This window comes from Pseudomonas edaphica, from assembly GCF_965277385.1.
GTDB classification, from domain to species: Bacteria; Pseudomonadota; Gammaproteobacteria; order Pseudomonadales; family Pseudomonadaceae; genus Aquipseudomonas; species Aquipseudomonas edaphica.
In genome coordinates, this window is record NZ_OZ255725.1 from 4,223,814 (window position 1) to 4,243,146 (window position 19,333).

The following is a 19,333-nucleotide window of genomic DNA, read 5'->3' on the forward strand; positions in this document are numbered from 1 at the left end:
ATGCGGCACATTATCTCCCTGCTTCTGGAGAACGAACCCGGCGCTCTGTCTCGTGTTGTCGGCCTGTTTTCGCAACGCAACTACAACATCGAAAGCCTGACCGTGGCGCCGACCGAAGACCCGACCCTGTCGCGCCTGACGTTGACTACTGTTGGTCACGATGAGGTGATCGAGCAGATCACCAAGAACCTCAACAAGCTGATCGAAGTGGTCAAGCTGGTCGACCTGTCGGAAAGTGCCCACATCGAGCGCGAGCTGATGCTGGTCAAGGTCAAGGCCACGGGTGCCCAACGTGCCGAGATCAAACGCACCACCGACATTTATCGCGGGCAGATCGTCGATGTGAGCGCCAGCGTTTATACCGTTCAACTGACCGGTACAAGCGACAAGCTGGACAGCTTCATCCAGTCGATCGGGACGGCCTCGATTCTGGAAACCGTACGCAGTGGTGTCACCGGGATTGCCCGTGGCGACAAAGTACTCAGCATCTAACCCAAATTAGCGAATGGCCTTACGGCCTGGATATATAGAGGAACCTCATGAAAGTTTATTACGATAAAGATTGTGACCTGTCGATCATCCAGGGCAAGAAAGTCGCCATCATCGGCTACGGTTCCCAGGGCCACGCCCAAGCGTGCAACCTGAAAGATTCCGGCGTTGACGTGACTGTTGGCCTGCGCAAAGGCTCGGCCACTGTTGCCAAGGCTGAAGCCCACGGCCTGAAAGTGACTGACGTTGCTTCCGCCGTTGCCGCTGCCGACCTGGTCATGATCCTGACCCCGGACGAATTCCAGTCCGCGCTCTACAAGAACGAAATCGAGCCAAACATCAAGAAAGGCGCCACCCTGGCCTTCTCCCACGGCTTCGCGATTCACTACAACCAGGTTGTGCCACGCGCTGACCTCGACGTGATCATGATCGCGCCGAAAGCGCCGGGCCACACCGTGCGCTCCGAGTTCGTCAAAGGCGGCGGCATCCCTGACCTGATCGCGATCTACCAGGACGCATCCGGCAACGCCAAGAACGTGGCATTGTCCTACGCTGCTGGTGTTGGTGGCGGTCGTACCGGCATCATCGAAACCACCTTCAAGGACGAGACCGAAACCGACCTGTTCGGCGAGCAAGCCGTACTGTGCGGCGGTACCGTTGAGCTGGTCAAAGCCGGTTTTGAAACCCTGGTTGAAGCTGGCTACGCGCCAGAAATGGCCTACTTCGAATGCCTGCACGAACTGAAGCTGATCGTTGACCTCATGTACGAAGGCGGTATCGCCAACATGAACTACTCGATCTCCAACAACGCCGAATACGGTGAGTATGTGACCGGCCCGGAAGTCATCAACGCCGAGTCCCGTCAGGCTATGCGCAACGCCCTGAAACGTATTCAGGACGGCGAATACGCCAAAATGTTCATCAGCGAAGGCGCTACCGGCTACCCTTCGATGACCGCCAAGCGTCGTAACAACGCCGCTCACGGTATCGAAGTGATCGGCGAGCAACTGCGCTCCATGATGCCGTGGATCGGTGCCAACAAGATCGTCGACAAAGCCAAAAACTAAGTCGTACGTATCCAGAAAAAACGCGGCTTAGGCCGCGTTTTTTCGTTTGGGGGCGGGTTCTGGTATAAAGCTGCATCGTTTGCGGGCGAACACGCGCTGCAAGTATTTGTCGAATTCTTTTCACACCGTTGCAAGGTAAAGTCCATGACCGAACGTCCCGAAGAGCCAAACCAGGCCTCTGACGCCGAAAGCCTGCTACCGATCGATGAGCATGTCGAAGAAGGGCATGATGCGGAAGGTCGCAAGGTCCGGCATCGTGGTATCTATCTTCTGCCCAATCTGTTCACCACGGCGAACCTGTTTGCCGGGTTCTACTCCATCATCAACTCCATGAGTGCGCAAAGCGCATTGGCGGCGGGTGATGCGGCGAGTGCCAGCAAGTATTTCGGCTTTGCGGCTATCGCCATCTTCGTGGCCATGGTGCTCGACGGCCTGGATGGCCGGGTGGCGCGCATGACCAATACCCAAAGCGCTTTCGGTGCCGAGTACGACTCGCTGTCGGACATGGTGGCTTTCGGCGTTGCGCCGGCATTGCTGGCATTTGCCTGGGCGCTGGGTGATATGGGCAAGGTCGGCTGGATGGTTGCCTTCATCTATGTCGCCGGCGCGGCGTTGCGTTTGGCGCGCTTTAACACCCAAGTGGGTACTGCTGACAAGCGTTACTTCATCGGCCTGGCCAGCCCGGCGGCGGCAGGTGTGGTGGCAGGTATCGTCTGGGCGTTCAGTGACTACGGCATCCAGGGTTCGAAGATGTCGTTCCTGGTAGCCTTGATGGTTGCAGCCGCTGGCATGCTGATGGTCAGCAACATCAAGTACAACAGCTTCAAGGAGTTTGACCTCAAGGGGCGCGTGCCTTTCGTGGCTATCCTGGTGGTGGTGCTGGTGTTTGCGGTCGTGTTCAGTGATCCGCCACGTATTCTGCTGCTGGCGTTCCTGGTGTATGCCGCGTCGGGGCCGATTCAGTACCTGCTGCATCTGCGCCGCGACAAAACATTGCCTTAATGTAATTTCCCCCATACTCCGCAGTCTATTGGTGCATCAGTTCTCCAATGCTGCGGAGTTGCCATGTTAATCAAGATCCCCAAAGCGTCCGATTGTCATGAATCGGATGTCACGCCTGAATCTTTCTATCTTTCGCGTCGCAGCTTGCTCGGTGGTGCGCTGGCCGGTGTTGCGGCCACTGCGTTGCCGCGTTGGGCGAGTGCCGAAGATGCCGCGCGTTATGCCGATGTCGAGCCGGGCAATGCCCCGGGCTGGTTTGCAGATAAGCTGCCCAGCACCCAATGGCAGGCGGTTACGGTAAAAGACGAAGCCATCACCCCGTTCAAGGACGCCACCCACTACAACAACTTCTATGAGTTCGGTACGGACAAGGGCGACCCGGCGAAGAACGCCGGTTCACTCAAGACCGAACCCTGGAGTGTGGTGATCGATGGGGAAGTCGGTAAACCTGGGCGCTATGCCCTGGAAGACTTCATGAAGCCTTATCAATTGGAAGAGCGTATCTACCGACTGCGTTGTGTCGAGGCGTGGTCGATGGTGATTCCGTGGATGGGCTTTCCTATTTCAGCCTTGCTCAAGCAGGTTGAACCAACCGCTAAAGCCAAGTACATCCGCTTTGAAACGCTGCAGGACCCCAAAAGCATGCCGGGACAGCGCTCCAGCTTCGGCTTGATCGACTGGCCCTATGTAGAAGGGCTGCGTCTGGATGAAGCAATGAATCCGTTGGCGATCCTGGCTGTGGGTATGTATGGGCGGGAGTTGCCGAACCAGAACGGTGCACCACTGCGTCTGGTAGTGCCGTGGAAGTACGGCTTCAAGAGCGTGAAGTCGATTGTGCGGATCAGCCTGGTCAGCGAGCAGCCAAAGACGACTTGGCAAAGCATTGCGGCCAATGAGTATGGGTTCTACGCGAATGTGAACCCGACCGTCGACCATCCTCGCTGGACCCAGGCGCGTGAGCGTCGTTTGCCGAGCGGTCTGTTCAGCCCGAATGTGCGAGAGACGCAGATGTTCAACGGCTATTCGGATGAGGTCGCTTCTCTCTATACGGGCCTCGACCTGCGGAAGAACTACTGATGCGTTATCCGATCTGGCGCATTGGCGTCTTTATAGCCGCGGCGATCTGGCCATTTTTCTGGCTGTATGAGGCGTGGAGCTCTGTGCTCGGGCCTGATCCAGGCAAAGTGTTGATGGATCGGTTGGGGCTTGGGACCCTGATCCTGTTGCTGGTAACGCTAGGTATGACGCCGTTGCAGAAACTCAGCGGGTGGGCAGGGTGGATTGCCGTGCGTCGGCAGCTGGGGTTGTGGTGTTTTGCGTATGTGGCACTGCACCTGGCTGCGTACTGCGTATTCATCCTCGGGCTGGATTGGTCGCAGTTCGGCGTCGAGCTGCGTAAGCGGCCCTACATTATTGTCGGTGCGTTGGGGTTCCTTGGCTTATTGGTGCTGGCAGTAACGTCCAATCGCTATAGCCAGCGCCGGTTGGGTAGCCGTTGGAAGAAGCTGCATCGCCTGGTGTACGTGATTCTTGGGCTTGGTTTGTTGCACATGTTGTGGATTGTGCGGGCTGACCTGAAGGAATGGGCGATCTATGCATCTATAGGCGCGCTGCTGCTAGCGCTGCGGATCCCGCCAGTGATGCGCCGGATTCCCCGTCTTATTGCGAAAAAACCACTTTCTGCGACAAAAGCGTAATTAAGGATTGACGGCGTTTTATATCTGTCTATAATTCGCCCCACTTCCGGCGCAGTCGAAACGGAAAACTCCTTGGTAAACAACGAGTTACGAAGTTTTCGGCAGCGAGTTGCTTCAGTTCATCGAAGCCAAAAGGAAGTTGAAAAAGAGGTGTTGACAGCAGCGTGTAACGCTGTAGAATTCGCCTCCCGCTAACGAGAGATCGTAAGCGCAAGTGGTTGAAGTTGTTGAAGAATTCTTCGAAAGCTTCTGAAAATAATCACTTGACAGCAAATGAGGCTGCTGTAGAATGCGCGCCTCGGTTGAGACGAAAGATCTTAACCAACCGCTCTTTAACAACTGAATCAAGCAATTCGTGTGGGTGCTTGTGGAGTCAGACTGATAGTCAACAAGATTATCAGCATCACAAGTTACTCCGCGAGAAATCAAAGATGTAACCAACGATTGCTGAGCCAAGTTTAGGGTTTCTTAAAAACCCAAAGATGTTTGAACTGAAGAGTTTGATCATGGCTCAGATTGAACGCTGGCGGCAGGCCTAACACATGCAAGTCGAGCGGTAGAGAGAAGCTTGCTTCTCTTGAGAGCGGCGGACGGGTGAGTAATGCCTAGGAATCTGCCTGGTAGTGGGGGATAACGTTCGGAAACGGACGCTAATACCGCATACGTCCTACGGGAGAAAGCAGGGGACCTTCGGGCCTTGCGCTATCAGATGAGCCTAGGTCGGATTAGCTAGTTGGTGAGGTAATGGCTCACCAAGGCGACGATCCGTAACTGGTCTGAGAGGATGATCAGTCACACTGGAACTGAGGCACGGTCCAGACTCCTACGGGAGGCAGCAGTGGGGAATATTGGACAATGGGCGAAAGCCTGATCCAGCCATGCCGCGTGTGTGAAGAAGGTCTTCGGATTGTAAAGCACTTTAAGTTGGGAGGAAGGGCAGTAAATTAATACTTTGCTGTTTTGACGTTACCGACAGAATAAGCACCGGCTAACTCTGTGCCAGCAGCCGCGGTAATACAGAGGGTGCAAGCGTTAATCGGAATTACTGGGCGTAAAGCGCGCGTAGGTGGTTTGTTAAGTTGGATGTGAAATCCCCGGGCTCAACCTGGGAACTGCATTCAAAACTGACTGACTAGAGTATGGTAGAGGGTGGTGGAATTTCCTGTGTAGCGGTGAAATGCGTAGATATAGGAAGGAACACCAGTGGCGAAGGCGACCACCTGGACTAATACTGACACTGAGGTGCGAAAGCGTGGGGAGCAAACAGGATTAGATACCCTGGTAGTCCACGCCGTAAACGATGTCAACTAGCCGTTGGAAGCCTTGAGCTTTTAGTGGCGCAGCTAACGCATTAAGTTGACCGCCTGGGGAGTACGGCCGCAAGGTTAAAACTCAAATGAATTGACGGGGGCCCGCACAAGCGGTGGAGCATGTGGTTTAATTCGAAGCAACGCGAAGAACCTTACCAGGCCTTGACATCCAATGAACTTTCTAGAGATAGATTGGTGCCTTCGGGAACATTGAGACAGGTGCTGCATGGCTGTCGTCAGCTCGTGTCGTGAGATGTTGGGTTAAGTCCCGTAACGAGCGCAACCCTTGTCCTTAGTTACCAGCACGTAATGGTGGGCACTCTAAGGAGACTGCCGGTGACAAACCGGAGGAAGGTGGGGATGACGTCAAGTCATCATGGCCCTTACGGCCTGGGCTACACACGTGCTACAATGGTCGGTACAGAGGGTTGCCAAGCCGCGAGGTGGAGCTAATCCCACAAAACCGATCGTAGTCCGGATCGCAGTCTGCAACTCGACTGCGTGAAGTCGGAATCGCTAGTAATCGCGAATCAGAATGTCGCGGTGAATACGTTCCCGGGCCTTGTACACACCGCCCGTCACACCATGGGAGTGGGTTGCACCAGAAGTAGCTAGTCTAACCTTCGGGAGGACGGTTACCACGGTGTGATTCATGACTGGGGTGAAGTCGTAACAAGGTAGCCGTAGGGGAACCTGCGGCTGGATCACCTCCTTAATCGACGACATCAGCTGCTCCATAAGTTCCCACACGAATTGCTTGATTCATTGAAGAAGACGATAGAAGCAGCTTTAAGCTCCAAGCTGATAGCTCTTAGCTAATCAGTGACGCTCGAAATTGGGTCTGTAGCTCAGTTGGTTAGAGCGCACCCCTGATAAGGGTGAGGTCGGCAGTTCGAATCTGCCCAGACCCACCAATTTTGTTATGGGGCCATAGCTCAGCTGGGAGAGCGCCTGCCTTGCACGCAGGAGGTCAACGGTTCGATCCCGTTTGGCTCCACCATTAACTGCTTCTGCTGTTAGAGTTTAGAAATGAATATTCTGAAGTGAATATTGATTTCTAGTCTTTGATTAGATCGTTCTTTAAAAATTTGGGTATGTGATAGAAAGATAGACTGAACGTTACTTTCACTGGTAACGGATCAGGCTAAGGTAAAATTTGTGAGTTCTCTTAGTTGAGAAATTCGAATTTTCGGCGAATGTTGTCTTCACAGTATAACCAGATTGCTTGGGGTTATATGGTCAAGTGAAGAAGCGCATACGGTGGATGCCTTGGCAGTCAGAGGCGATGAAAGACGTGGTAGCCTGCGAAAAGCTTCGGGGAGTCGGCAAACAGACTTTGATCCGGAGATGTCTGAATGGGGGAACCCAGCCATCATAAGATGGTTATCTTACGCTGAATACATAGGCGTAAGAGGCGAACCAGGGGAACTGAAACATCTAAGTACCCTGAGGAAAAGAAATCAACCGAGATTCCCTTAGTAGTGGCGAGCGAACGGGGACTAGCCCTTAAGTGGCTTTGAGATTAGCGGAACGCTCTGGAAAGTGCGGCCATAGTGGGTGATAGCCCTGTACGCGAAAATCTCTTAGTCATGAAATCGAGTAGGACGGAGCACGAGAAACTTTGTCTGAATATGGGGGGACCATCCTCCAAGGCTAAATACTACTGACTGACCGATAGTGAACTAGTACCGTGAGGGAAAGGCGAAAAGAACCCCGGAGAGGGGAGTGAAATAGATCCTGAAACCGTATGCGTACAAGCAGTGGGAGCCCACTTTGTTGGGTGACTGCGTACCTTTTGTATAATGGGTCAGCGACTTATTTTCAGTGGCGAGCTTAACCGAATAGGGGAGGCGTAGCGAAAGCGAGTCTTAATAGGGCGTCTAGTCGCTGGGAATAGACCCGAAACCGGGCGATCTATCCATGGGCAGGTTGAAGGTTGGGTAACACTAACTGGAGGACCGAACCGACTACCGTTGAAAAGTTAGCGGATGACCTGTGGATCGGAGTGAAAGGCTAATCAAGCTCGGAGATAGCTGGTTCTCCTCGAAAGCTATTTAGGTAGCGCCTCATGTATCACTGTAGGGGGTAGAGCACTGTTTCGGCTAGGGGGTCATCCCGACTTACCAAACCGATGCAAACTCCGAATACCTACAAGTGCCGAGCATGGGAGACACACGGCGGGTGCTAACGTCCGTCGTGAAAAGGGAAACAACCCAGACCGTCAGCTAAGGTCCCAAAGTTATGGTTAAGTGGGAAACGATGTGGGAAGGCTTAGACAGCTAGGAGGTTGGCTTAGAAGCAGCCACCCTTTAAAGAAAGCGTAATAGCTCACTAGTCGAGTCGGCCTGCGCGGAAGATGTAACGGGGCTCAAACCATACACCGAAGCTACGGGTATCACGTAAGTGATGCGGTAGAGGAGCGTTCTGTAAGCCTGTGAAGGTGAGTTGAGAAGCTTGCTGGAGGTATCAGAAGTGCGAATGCTGACATGAGTAACGACAATGGGTGTGAAAAACACCCACGCCGAAAGACCAAGGTTTCCTGCGCAACGTTAATCGACGCAGGGTTAGTCGGTCCCTAAGGCGAGGCTGAAAAGCGTAGTCGATGGAAAACAGGTTAATATTCCTGTACTTCTGGTTATTGCGATGGAGGGACGGAGAAGGCTAGGCCAGCTTGGCGTTGGTTGTCCAAGTTTAAGGTGGTAGGCTGGAATCTTAGGTAAATCCGGGATTCTAAGGCCGAGAGCTGATGACGAGTTAACTTTTAGTTAACGAAGTGGTTGATGCCATGCTTCCAAGAAAAGCTTCTAAGCTTCAGGTAACCAGGAACCGTACCCCAAACCGACACAGGTGGTTGGGTAGAGAATACCAAGGCGCTTGAGAGAACTCGGGTGAAGGAACTAGGCAAAATGGCACCGTAACTTCGGGAGAAGGTGCGCCGGTGAGGGTGAAGGACTTGCTCCGTAAGCTCATGCCGGTCGAAGATACCAGGCCGCTGCGACTGTTTATTAAAAACACAGCACTCTGCAAACACGAAAGTGGACGTATAGGGTGTGACGCCTGCCCGGTGCCGGAAGGTTAATTGATGGGGTTAGCTAACGCGAAGCTCTTGATCGAAGCCCCGGTAAACGGCGGCCGTAACTATAACGGTCCTAAGGTAGCGAAATTCCTTGTCGGGTAAGTTCCGACCTGCACGAATGGCGTAACGATGGCGGCGCTGTCTCCACCCGAGACTCAGTGAAATTGAAATCGCTGTGAAGATGCAGTGTATCCGCGGCTAGACGGAAAGACCCCGTGAACCTTTACTATAGCTTTGCACTGGACTTTGAATTTGCTTGTGTAGGATAGGTGGGAGGCTTTGAAGCGTGGACGCCAGTCTGCGTGGAGCCAACCTTGAAATACCACCCTGGCAACTTTGAGGTTCTAACTCAGGTCCGTTATCCGGATCGAGGACAGTGTATGGTGGGTAGTTTGACTGGGGCGGTCTCCTCCTAAAGAGTAACGGAGGAGTACGAAGGTGCGCTCAGACCGGTCGGAAATCGGTCGTAGAGTATAAAGGCAAAAGCGCGCTTGACTGCGAGACAGACACGTCGAGCAGGTACGAAAGTAGGTCTTAGTGATCCGGTGGTTCTGTATGGAAGGGCCATCGCTCAACGGATAAAAGGTACTCCGGGGATAACAGGCTGATACCGCCCAAGAGTTCATATCGACGGCGGTGTTTGGCACCTCGATGTCGGCTCATCACATCCTGGGGCTGAAGCCGGTCCCAAGGGTATGGCTGTTCGCCATTTAAAGTGGTACGCGAGCTGGGTTTAGAACGTCGTGAGACAGTTCGGTCCCTATCTGCCGTGGACGTTTGAGATTTGAGAGGGGCTGCTCCTAGTACGAGAGGACCGGAGTGGACGAACCTCTGGTGTTCCGGTTGTCACGCCAGTGGCATTGCCGGGTAGCTATGTTCGGAATAGATAACCGCTGAAAGCATCTAAGCGGGAAACTAGCCTCAAGATGAGATCTCACTGGGACCTTGAGTCCCCTGAAGGGCCGTCGAAGACTACGACGTTGATAGGTTGGGTGTGTAAGCGCTGTGAGGCGTTGAGCTAACCAATACTAATTGCCCGTGAGGCTTGACCATATAACACCCAAGCAATTTGACTACTCGAAAGAGCATCAGATTGCGGTGTGTGAAGACGAGATGAACCGAAAGTTCGACGCTCACAAAACACCGAAAGCTGTCACATACCCAATTTGCTGAAGCGAAGCCATCTGGCTACGACTCAGTACCCGAATTTCTTGACGACCATAGAGCATTGGAACCACCTGATCCCATCCCGAACTCAGTAGTGAAACGATGCATCGCCGATGGTAGTGTGGGGTTTCCCCATGTGAGAGTAGGTCATCGTCAAGATTAAATTCCGAAACCCCTGATTGCTAACGCGATCAGGGGTTTTGTTTTGGGCGGTCGAAAAGTGTGGGCACGCAATGTATCAAGCGTTTCCCTGTTGCAGCCTGCCACCGCCTTCAATGCTAAAGTCCATGCCTCGATTTTGCTTTTCCCAAGGAAGCCGTTATGCCGGATGCGACGTCCCTCAGCGCTGGATTCATGGTGGTTCACGGCAACCGCCTGGACGAACTGCGCAGTCTGGTAGTCAGCTGGATGCGCCGTTATCCCCTGGCTCCTCTGGAAAACGAAATTGCTCTGGTCCAAAGCAACGGCATTGCCCAATGGCTCAAGTTGGCCTTGGCAGAAGATCCGGAAGAAGATGATATGGGCGGCTGTGGCATCGCCGCGGCTATCGATGTGCAACTCCCCGGTAGCTTCATGTGGCAGCTCTATCGCATGGTCTTGGGGAAGGATGAAATCCCGCCCAAATCCCTGCTCGATAAGGCCCCGCTGACCTGGCGCCTGATGCGCTTGCTCCCGGAGCTCATCGATCAACCGCACTTCGAGCCCCTGCAGCGCTTTCTCACCGACGACACCGACCTGCGCAAACGCTATCAACTGGCCGAACGCCTGGCCGACTTGTTCGACCAATACCAGGTCTACCGCGCCGACTGGCTGGAAGATTGGGCCGCCGGTCGCCATCAACTGCGCAATGGCCGAGGCGAAGCAAAGCCCCTGAACCCGGCAAATTGTTGGCAGGCCGAACTATGGCGTGCACTGCTATTGGACGTTGGCGAAGAGGGCATGGCCGAAAGCCGTGCCGGTGTTCACCAGCGTTTTATCGAGCGGATCAACACCCTCGAAAAAGCCCCTCAGGGGCTGCCGTCCCGAGTCATCGTTTTCGGCATTTCATCCTTGCCCGCCCAAGCGCTGGAAGCACTCGCCGGCCTGGCACGCTTCAGCCAAGTCCTGCTGTGCGTACACAACCCTTGCCGCCACCACTGGTCCGACATCGTCGCCGACAAAGACCTGCTGCGTAACGAGTACAAACGCCAGGCGCGCAAAGCCGGCATGCCAGTCACCATCGACCCGCAAACCTTGCACCAGCATGCGCACCCATTGTTGGCCGCTTGGGGCAAACAGGGCCGCGACTACATTAGCCTGCTGGACAGCTACGACGACCCCAACAGCTACCGCGCTGCTTTCCGTGATGGCCGCATCGACCTGTTCAGCGACAACGACCCCACCACGTTGCTCAACCAATTGCAGGACGACATCCTCGAACTGCGCCCACTCAATGAAACCCGCGAACTGTGGCCGGGCGTCGATCTAAATCACGACAGCTCCATCCGCTTCCACGTCGCCCACAGCGCCCAACGCGAAGTGGAAATCCTCCATGACCAATTGCTCCAACGCTTCAGCGCCGACCCCACACTGCGCCCGCGTGACATCATCGTCATGGTCCCCGACGTCGACAGCTATGCGCCGCACATCCGCGCCGTCTTCGGCCAGCTTGAGCGAAACGACCCACGCTTCATCCCGTTCACACTCACTGACCAAGGCCAACGCGGCCGCGATCCACTGCTGATCGCCGTCGAGCACCTGCTAAAACTCCCGGACAGCCGCTTCCCCGTCAGCGAAATCCTCGACCTGCTCGACGTCCCCGCTCTGCGCGAACGTTTTTCCATCAAGGAGCGCGACCTGCCCACGCTGCACCGCTGGATCGAAGGCGCCGGCATCCGCTGGGGCCTTAACGCCGAACAGCGCGCCGGCCTCGGCCTGCCCCAGGAGCTTGAGCAAAACAGCTGGCGATTCGGCCTGCGTCGCATGCTGCTGGGTTATGCCGTAGGCACCGGAATCGCCTGTGATGGCATTGAGCCCTACGATGAAATCGGCGGCCTCGACGCCGCGCTGATCGGCCCACTGGTCGCCTTGCTCGATGCGCTAAACCACGCTCATCAAGCCTTGTCACAACCGGCAAGCCCCCCAGAATGGGGCGAGCGCCTGCAACGCCTGATGCAGCTGTTCTTCCTGCCCAGCAGCGAGCACGACGACTATCTACTCGGCCAACTCGAACAGCTGCGAGAAGACTGGCTGGAAACCTGCGAGTCCGTCGGCCTGCAGGACGAGTTACCCCTTACCGTCGTCCGCGAAGCCTGGCTCGCCGGCCTCGACCAAGGCCGCCTGTCCCAGCGCTTCCTTGCTGGGGCTGTCAATTTTTGCACCCTGATGCCCATGCGCGCCATCCCGTTCAAACTGGTCTGCCTGCTCGGCATGAACGACGGCGACTACCCGCGAGCCCAGCCGCCGTTGGACTTCGACCTGATGGGCAGCGACTACCGCCCCGGCGACCGTTCACGCCGCGAAGACGATCGTTACCTGCTGCTCGAAGCGCTGCTGTCCGCCCGCGATCAGCTCTATATCAGCTGGGTAGGCCGCAGCATCCGCGACAACAGTGATCGCCCGGCCTCGGTATTGATCGGCCAGCTGCGTGACCACCTCGCCAGCGGCTGGCATAACGCAGACACACAAGAACCGTTGCTGGAAGCCATGACCCAGGAGCATCCACTCCAACCCTTCAGCGCCCGCTATTTCCACGAAGGTGATGCGCTGTTCAGCTACGCCCGCGAATGGCAATTGCTCCATCAAGCACCCGTGGCCACGGTTACAGAAGAACACTTGGCAGAGCACCATCAGGAAGAGCCCTTGAGCCTCGGCCAGTTGCAGGACTTTGTGCGCAACCCCGTCAAACACTTCTTCAGCCAGCGTCTGAAAGTGTTCTTCGAGGCCGCCGAAGTCCCGCTGGCCGATGAAGAACCTTTCGTTCTCGATGCCTTGCAACGCTACAGCCTCAGCGACAGCCTGCTCAATGCCGCCTTGGCCCAGCCCGATCACATAGACCAGGCCCTGAATGCCCAAGCCCTGCGCCTGCAAGGCAGTGGCCTGCTGCCCATGGTCGGTTTCGGCGAATGCCTGCGCAATGAATTGGTCGAGCCATTGCCTGATCTATTGCAGCGTTATCAACACCTACTGGCGCTCTGGCCCACGCCACAAACCGCCGCCGAACCGATCAGTTTTGAGCATCAAGGCATCGAACTCGAAGGCTGGATCAGTGGTCTGCATCGGCGCAGTGATGGCGGATTGTTAAGCGTCACCACCATCCCCAACAGCATTGGCTCGATCAAGACCCGCAAGTGGCATCGACTGATCCGCCCGTGGGTCAATCATGTGGTGGCCTGCGCCTGCGGCTTGCCACTCAGTACCGGGCTGGTCGCCAGTGACGACACCCTGCTGCTGGCCCCGCTGGAAAAAACCGTCGCCCAGGAACTACTCGGCAACCTTTTACTGGCCTGGCACACCGGCATGCGCAAACCACTGCCCGTCGCCGTGAAAACCGCCTTCGCCTGGCTCGGCCAAACCGACCCCGACAAGGCCCAGGCGGCAGCCAGCAAAGCCTACGAAGGTGACGGCCTGACCACCGACGGCGAACGCCGCGAAACCCCGGCGCTCACCCGCCAATTCCCGGATTACGCCACGCTCATCGCCAGCGAAGAATTCGAAGGTTGGGCCGAAACCCTGTATCGGCCCTTGATCAACGCCCCATGGCGATCACTCAGCAGCGAGGAGGCCAGCGCATGATCAGTAAACCTTTGGCCCTGGCCTTCCCACTCAAAGGCAGCCAGCTGATTGAAGCCAGCGCCGGCACTGGCAAGACCTTCACCATTTCCGCCCTGTACCTGCGCCTGGTGCTTGGTCACGGTGGCGACGAATCCGGCTTTGGTCGTGAACTGCTGCCACCGCAAATCCTGGTGGTGACCTTCACCGACGCCGCCACCAAAGAGCTGCGCGAACGCATCCGCATCCGCCTCGCCGAAGCCGCGCGGTTCTTCCGCGACGAAATTGAGCAACCGGACGCCCTGATCGCCGACCTGCGTGACCAATACCTGCCCGAGCAATGGCCTGCCTGTGCCAACCGCCTGGACATCGCCGCCCAATGGATGGACGAAGCTGCGGTTTCGACCATCCACAGTTGGTGCCAGCGCATGCTGCGCGAACACGCGTTCGACAGCGGCAGCCTGTTCACCCAAACCCTGGAAACCGACCACAGCGACCTGCTCGGCGAAGTGCTGCGCGATTACTGGCGGCTGTTCTGCTACCCAATGCACGACGATGCGCTCAACTGGGTGCGCAAAAACTGGAGCGGCCCCGCCGCGCTGATGCCACGCGTGCGTGCGCTGTTCGGCAGCGAGCGGCCCACCGATGAAACCCGTGAGCCGGCCGAATTGATCAACGCTTGCTTGCAAGAGCGCCGCCAAGCGCTGGTCGCGCTCAAGGCGCCCTGGCAACAATGGGCCATCGAGCTGCGCGATATCTGCCTGCAAGCCGTCGCCGCCAAAGCCGTCGACGGCCGCAAGATGCAGGCGCGTTACTTCGAACCCTGGTTCGAAAAGATCAGCGCCTGGGCCGCTGACGAAACCCTCGAACAACTCGACATCGGCACCGGCTTCACTCGCCTTACGCCCGATGGCATGGCCGAAGCCTGGAAGGGCGAGCCGCCGCGCCACCCCGGCATCGACGCCATGGCCAGCCTCAAGGCCAGCCTCGACGCGCTGCCAACCCCCGATGCCGCCGTGTTGCAACACGCCGCCGGTTGGGTCGGTAAACGCTTCGAAGAAGAAAAACGCCGCCGCGCCGAAATGGGCTTCGACGACATGCTCATCCGCCTCAACGCCGCCCTGCAAGCCGACGGCGGCGAGCGCTTGGCCAATGTGATCCGCGAGCAATTCCCGGTCGCCCTTATCGACGAATTCCAGGACACCGACCCGGTGCAATACAGCATCTTCGACAGCATCTACCGCATCGAAGAAAACCACCTAGACAGTGGCCTGTTCCTGATCGGCGACCCCAAACAGGCCATCTACGCCTTCCGTGGCGCCGACATCTACACCTACCTGCGCGCCCGCCAGTCCACCACTGGCCGCCATCACACCCTGGGCACCAACTTCCGTTCCAGCCACGCGATGGTCGAGGCGGTCAACCATGTGTTCCAGCGTGCCGAGACCGGCCGTGGCGCGTTCCTGTTCCGTGAGCCAAATGGCGACAACCCGGTGCCGTTCCACTCGGTGTTGTCCCAAGGCCGCAAAGAGCAGTTGCAGGTCGATGGCCAAACCTTGCCGGCGATGAACCTCTGGCACCTGCCCACCGATCAGCCGATTTCCAACGCGGTCTATCGCCAACAACTCGCGGCGGCCTGCGCTGCGCAAATTGTTGAGTTGCTCAATGGCGGGCAGCAGGGCCGCGCGGGTTTCCTACAACCGGATGGCAGCTTAAAAGGCGTACTCCCGTCAGACATCGCCATCCTGGTGCGCGACGGCAAGGAAGCCCAAGCCGTGCGCGCCGAACTGGCCGCCCGTGGCGTGCGCAGCGTTTATCTGTCTGACAAGGATTCGGTGTTCGCCGCCCAGGAAGCCCACGACCTGCTGGCCTGGCTCAAGGCCTGCGCCGAGCCGGACGTCGAGCGCCCACTGCGCGCCGCCCTGGCCTGCGTCACGTTGAACCTGTCACTGGCGGAACTGGAGCGTCTGAACCAGGACGAACTGGCGTGGGAAACCCGCGTGATGCAGTTCCGTGGTTATCGCGCGATCTGGCGTACCCAAGGCGTGTTGCCGATGCTGCGGCGCCTGCTGCATGATTTCAAACTGCCGCAAACCCTGATCGCCCGTAGTGACGGCGAGCGCGTATTGACCAACCTGTTGCACCTGAGCGAATTGCTGCAACAGGCCGCATCAGAGCTGGACGGCGAGCAGGCATTGATACGCCACCTGGCCGAACACCTGGCGTTGTCGGGGCAGGCCGGTGAAGAACAGATCCTGCGCCTGGAAAGCGACGAGCAACTGGTCAAGGTAGTGACCATCCACAAATCCAAAGGCCTGGAATACGACCTGGTTTTCCTGCCCTTTATCTGCTCGGCCAAACCGGTGGATGGCAGCCGCTTGCCGCTGCATTACCACGACGAACAGGGCAAATCCCAAGTCAGCCTGCGGCCGACCGCCGAGCTGATTGCCCAAGCCGACGACGAGCGCCTGGCCGAAGACCTGCGGTTGTTCTACGTCGCCCTCACGCGTGCCAAACACGCGTGCTGGTTGGGCATTGCCGACCTCAAACGTGGCAATAACAGCAGCTCGGTCTTGCACCTGTCCGCGCTGGGTTATCTGCTTGGTGGCGGTGCCTCGTTGGGCGAATCCGCTGGTCTGGCGCGCTGGCTGCTGGACTTGCAGGAGGGCTGCGCTGCCATCCACTACACCCACGTGCCCGACGCGCAAGACAGCCTGTTCCACCCGCCGCGTAACGAGGCTACCTTGCTGGCACCGCTACTGCCCACGCGCAAAGCCGCTGAAAACTGGTGGATCGCTTCTTACAGTGCGCTAAGAATTGGCGACAGCATGAGCGCCGCTAATCTAGAAGCACCAGAAAGCCCACAAGCCCAGAAGCTGTTCGACGACGAACGCCTCGACCCCGACGCACCGCGTGAAGTGGCAGCGTCTGGCGGCGACATTCACCGTTTCCCACGTGGCCCTAACCCCGGCACCTTTCTCCATGGTCTGTTGGAATGGGCGGGCGAGGAAGGCTTCAACGTGACGCCCGAGGCCATCGAAAAAGCCGTGGGCGCCCGCTGTAATCGGCGCAACTGGGAAGGCTGGATCGTCACCCTCAGCGGCTGGCTCGGCCATTTGCTGCAAACGCCGCTGCCGGTAGATAACGATCTAGTCGCCCTCAGCAGCCTGCAGCACTACCAGATCGAAATGGAGTTCTGGTTCGCCAGCCACAAAGTCGACGTGCTGGCCCTCGACAAGCTGGTGTGCCAGCACACCCACAACGGCGTGTCCCGAGTTGCTGCCGAACCGGTGCTGCTCAACGGTATGTTCAAGGGTTTTATCGACCTGACGTTCGAACACGACGGCCGTTATTACGTGGCCGACTACAAATCCAACTGGCTCGGCCCTGACGATTCGGCCTACACGCAGGACGCCATGGAACAGTCGATCCTCGAGCATCGGTACGACCTGCAATACGTACTTTACCTGCTGGCCCTGCACCGCCAGCTGAAGGCACGCCTGCCGGACTACGACTACGACCGCCATGTCGGCGGCGCGCTGTACCTGTTCCTGCGGGGCACCCAGGCCACCAGCCAGGGCGCGTATTTCACCCGGCCGCCACGGGAGCTGATCGAAGGCTTGGACCTGCTGTTCCAGGGCAAACCCATACCGCCCAAGGTTGAGCCCGCCTGGGAACAAGGAGTGCTGCTATGAGCCTGTCGCCCTTACCGCTTGAGGAGTTGATGCCACTCAGTCGCGCCGCCGACCTGTTGCAGTTGTTGGAACGCTGGGTTGAGCGTGGCTGGCTGCGCGCATTGGACAAAGCCTTCGTCGGTTTCCTCCACGAACTCGACCCGCAGGCCGACCCGCTGGTATTGCTGGCCGCCGCATTGACCAGCCACCAATTGGGCCATGGCCACGTCTGCCTGGACTTGTTCGAAACCCTTAAAGCGCCAGACTTTGCCCTGTCATTGCCACCCGAAGGCGACCTGCAAACCGGCGCCATGTTGCTGCCCTCGCAATTGCTCGACGGCCTTGATGGCGCCCACTGGTGCCAGGCGCTGGCCGCCAGTCACTTGGTCGCGCTGGCTGTTGATGGCACTGAATCGGCCCAGAGCCGCCCGCTGGTGCTGTCCGGCAAACGCCTGTATTTGCGCCGCTACTGGACCTACGAACGGCGCATCGACACGGCGTTGCGCCTGCGCCTGGCCACCCTGGAAACCGTCGCCACTGATTTGCCGCAACGCCTGAACACCTTGTTCGATCAAGCGCCGCCGGACGGCGTGATCGACTGGCAAAAACTTGCCTGCGCCCTGGCCACACGCGGTGCCTTCAGCATCGTTACCGGCGGCCCCGGCACCGGCAAGACCACCACTGTAGTGCGCTTGCTCGCGCTGCTGCAGGCCCCGGCGGTAGAGGCCAACAGCCCATTGCGCATCCGCCTCGCCGCGCCCACCGGCAAAGCCGCTGCACGCCTCACCGAATCCATCAGCCAGCAAGTACTCTCGCTGAATGTGCCGGACAGCGTGCGGGAAAAAATCCCCACCCAGGTCACCACGGTTCACCGCCTGCTTGGCAGCCGCCCCGGCACGCGACATTTTCGGCATCACCTCGGCAACCCGTTGCCATTGGATGTGCTGGTGGTGGACGAAGCCTCGATGATCGACCTGGAAATGATGGCCAACCTGCTGGACGCGTTGCCGCCCCACGCACGCCTGGTATTGCTCGGGGACAAAGACCAACTCGCTTCGGTCGAAGCCGGCGCGGTGCTCGGCGACTTATGCCGTGATGCCGAAGCCGGCTGGTACAGCCCCGACACGCGCCAATGGCTGCAAGCGGTCAGCGGCGAAGACCTCAGCGCCAGTGGCCTGCTGGAAGACCTCGATGGCAGTCATCCGCTCGCCCAGCAAGTGGTCATGCTGCGCTATTCGCGACGCTTCGGCGAAGGCAGTGGCATCGGCCAACTGGCGCGTTGGGTTAACCAGCAAAATGCCGAAGAGGCGCGCAAATTGCTTGGCGCGCGCAGCCACAACGACCTGTTCTGCCTCAGCCTCAAGGGCGAACACGATCACGCCCTTGAGCGCCTGGTGCTGGACGGGCAGGGCGACGACGCCCAGGGTTATCGCTATTACCTCAACCTGCTGCACAGCGCGCGCCCGGCCCTCGACACACCGCGCGAAGACGCCGCCTGGACCCACTGGGCGCAACAACTATTGCAAGCCTTCGACGCCTTCCAGCTGCTCTGCGCCGTGCGCAAAGGCCCATGGGGCGTGGAAGGTTTAAACCAGCGCATCACCGCCGCCTTGCGCAAAGTGCGGCTGATCGAAGGCGATGACCAATGGTACGAAGGCCGCCCGGTATTGATGACGCGCAACGACTACGGCCTGGGCCTGATGAACGGCGACATCGGCATCGCCCTCAAACTGCCCGAAAGCGACGGTGGCCCACAGGTGTTACGTGTGGCTTTCCCACGCAACGATGGCCAGGGTGGGGTGCGTTTTGTACTGCCCAGCCGTCTGAATGATGTGGAAACCGTGTACGCCATGACCGTGCACAAATCCCAGGGCTCCGAATTCACTCACACGGCGCTGATCCTGCCCGATGCGCTGAACCCGGTGCTGACCAAAGAGCTGATCTACACCGGCATCACCCGCGCCAAACGCTGGTTCAGTTTGATCGAACCGCGAGGCGGGGTGTTTGAAGAAGCGGTGCGGCGCAAGGTCAAACGCCTGAGCGGGTTGATGCTGGAGTTGGATGCCGCCCTCGATAAAACTGACTGATGGGTCATTAAATA

8 protein-coding genes, 2 tRNA genes and 3 rRNA genes are annotated in these 19,333 nt (G+C 57.8%); all 13 read left to right on the forward strand.

Features of this window, described 5'->3' with window-relative positions:
- On the forward strand, positions 1-492 hold the full coding sequence (ilvN, locus tag ACQY47_RS19175) for an acetolactate synthase small subunit (protein WP_003176102.1): 492 nt from the start codon (positions 1-3) through the stop codon (positions 490-492).
- Positions 493-539: 47 nt separating this feature from the next.
- On the forward strand, positions 540-1,556 hold the full coding sequence (gene ilvC, locus ACQY47_RS19180; protein ID WP_003176099.1) for a ketol-acid reductoisomerase: 1,017 nt from the start codon (positions 540-542) through the stop codon (positions 1,554-1,556).
- Between the two features lie 144 nt (positions 1,557-1,700).
- The gene (gene pssA / locus ACQY47_RS19185; protein WP_056859782.1) at positions 1,701-2,558 is read left to right on the forward strand and encodes a CDP-diacylglycerol--serine O-phosphatidyltransferase; all 858 of its coding nucleotides are present in this window, start codon (positions 1,701-1,703) and stop codon (positions 2,556-2,558) included.
- Positions 2,559-2,621: 63 nt separating this feature from the next.
- Positions 2,622-3,635, forward strand: coding sequence for a protein-methionine-sulfoxide reductase catalytic subunit MsrP (msrP, locus tag ACQY47_RS19190; RefSeq protein WP_017139219.1), 1,014 nt, complete (start codon positions 2,622-2,624; stop codon positions 3,633-3,635).
- Positions 3,635-4,255 carry a protein-methionine-sulfoxide reductase heme-binding subunit MsrQ gene (gene msrQ / locus ACQY47_RS19195; protein WP_428551047.1) on the forward strand — a complete coding sequence of 207 codons (621 nt, stop codon included), beginning with the start codon at positions 3,635-3,637 and terminating at the stop codon, positions 4,253-4,255. Before msrP ends, msrQ begins: the two co-directional genes overlap by 1 nt.
- Positions 4,256-4,743: 488 nt before the next feature.
- Positions 4,744-6,280: ribosomal RNA gene (locus ACQY47_RS19200) — 16S ribosomal RNA — on the forward strand.
- 122 nt (positions 6,281-6,402) lie between these two features.
- Positions 6,403-6,479: transfer RNA gene (locus tag ACQY47_RS19205), tRNA-Ile, on the forward strand.
- A 10-nt stretch (positions 6,480-6,489) separates the two neighbouring features.
- Positions 6,490-6,565, forward strand: a tRNA-Ala gene (locus ACQY47_RS19210).
- 237 nt (positions 6,566-6,802) lie between these two features.
- Positions 6,803-9,694, forward strand: a 23S ribosomal RNA gene (locus ACQY47_RS19215).
- A 157-nt stretch (positions 9,695-9,851) separates the two neighbouring features.
- Positions 9,852-9,967: ribosomal RNA gene (gene rrf / locus ACQY47_RS19220) — 5S ribosomal RNA — on the forward strand.
- Together the 16S, 23S and 5S rRNA genes with 2 tRNA genes alongside form the textbook arrangement of a ribosomal RNA operon.
- 162 nt (positions 9,968-10,129) lie before the next feature.
- Positions 10,130-13,582, forward strand: a complete 3,453-nt coding sequence (recC, locus tag ACQY47_RS19225) for an exodeoxyribonuclease V subunit gamma (protein WP_428551050.1) — start codon at positions 10,130-10,132, stop codon at positions 13,580-13,582.
- The gene (gene recB, locus ACQY47_RS19230; RefSeq protein ID WP_428551053.1) at positions 13,579-17,253 is read left to right on the forward strand and encodes an exodeoxyribonuclease V subunit beta; all 3,675 of its coding nucleotides are present in this window, start codon (positions 13,579-13,581) and stop codon (positions 17,251-17,253) included. Before recC ends, recB begins: the two co-directional genes overlap by 4 nt.
- Positions 17,250-19,319 (forward strand): exodeoxyribonuclease V subunit alpha, encoded by a 2,070-nt coding sequence (gene recD, locus ACQY47_RS19235; protein ID WP_428551056.1) that lies wholly within the window; start codon positions 17,250-17,252, stop codon positions 19,317-19,319. Before recB ends, recD begins: the two co-directional genes overlap by 4 nt.
- The last annotated feature ends 14 nt before the right edge of the window (positions 19,320-19,333 follow it).

What these genes read in the sequence shown, in the direction of transcription:
- msrP (WP_017139219.1), top strand. Translation starts at nt 2,622, where the DNA reads ATGTTAATCAAGATCCCCAAAGCGTCCGATTGTCATGAATCGGATGTC.
- recC (WP_428551050.1), top strand. Translation starts at nt 10,130, where the DNA reads ATGCCGGATGCGACGTCCCTCAGCGCTGGATTCATGGTGGTTCACGGC.
- ilvC (WP_003176099.1), top strand. Translation starts at nt 540, where the DNA reads ATGAAAGTTTATTACGATAAAGATTGTGACCTGTCGATCATCCAGGGC.
- ilvN (WP_003176102.1), top strand. Translation starts at nt 1, where the DNA reads ATGCGGCACATTATCTCCCTGCTTCTGGAGAACGAACCCGGCGCTCTG.
- msrQ (WP_428551047.1), top strand. Translation starts at nt 3,635, where the DNA reads ATGCGTTATCCGATCTGGCGCATTGGCGTCTTTATAGCCGCGGCGATC.
- recD (WP_428551056.1), top strand. Translation starts at nt 17,250, where the DNA reads ATGAGCCTGTCGCCCTTACCGCTTGAGGAGTTGATGCCACTCAGTCGC.
- recB (WP_428551053.1), top strand. Translation starts at nt 13,579, where the DNA reads ATGATCAGTAAACCTTTGGCCCTGGCCTTCCCACTCAAAGGCAGCCAG.
- pssA (WP_056859782.1), top strand. Translation starts at nt 1,701, where the DNA reads ATGACCGAACGTCCCGAAGAGCCAAACCAGGCCTCTGACGCCGAAAGC.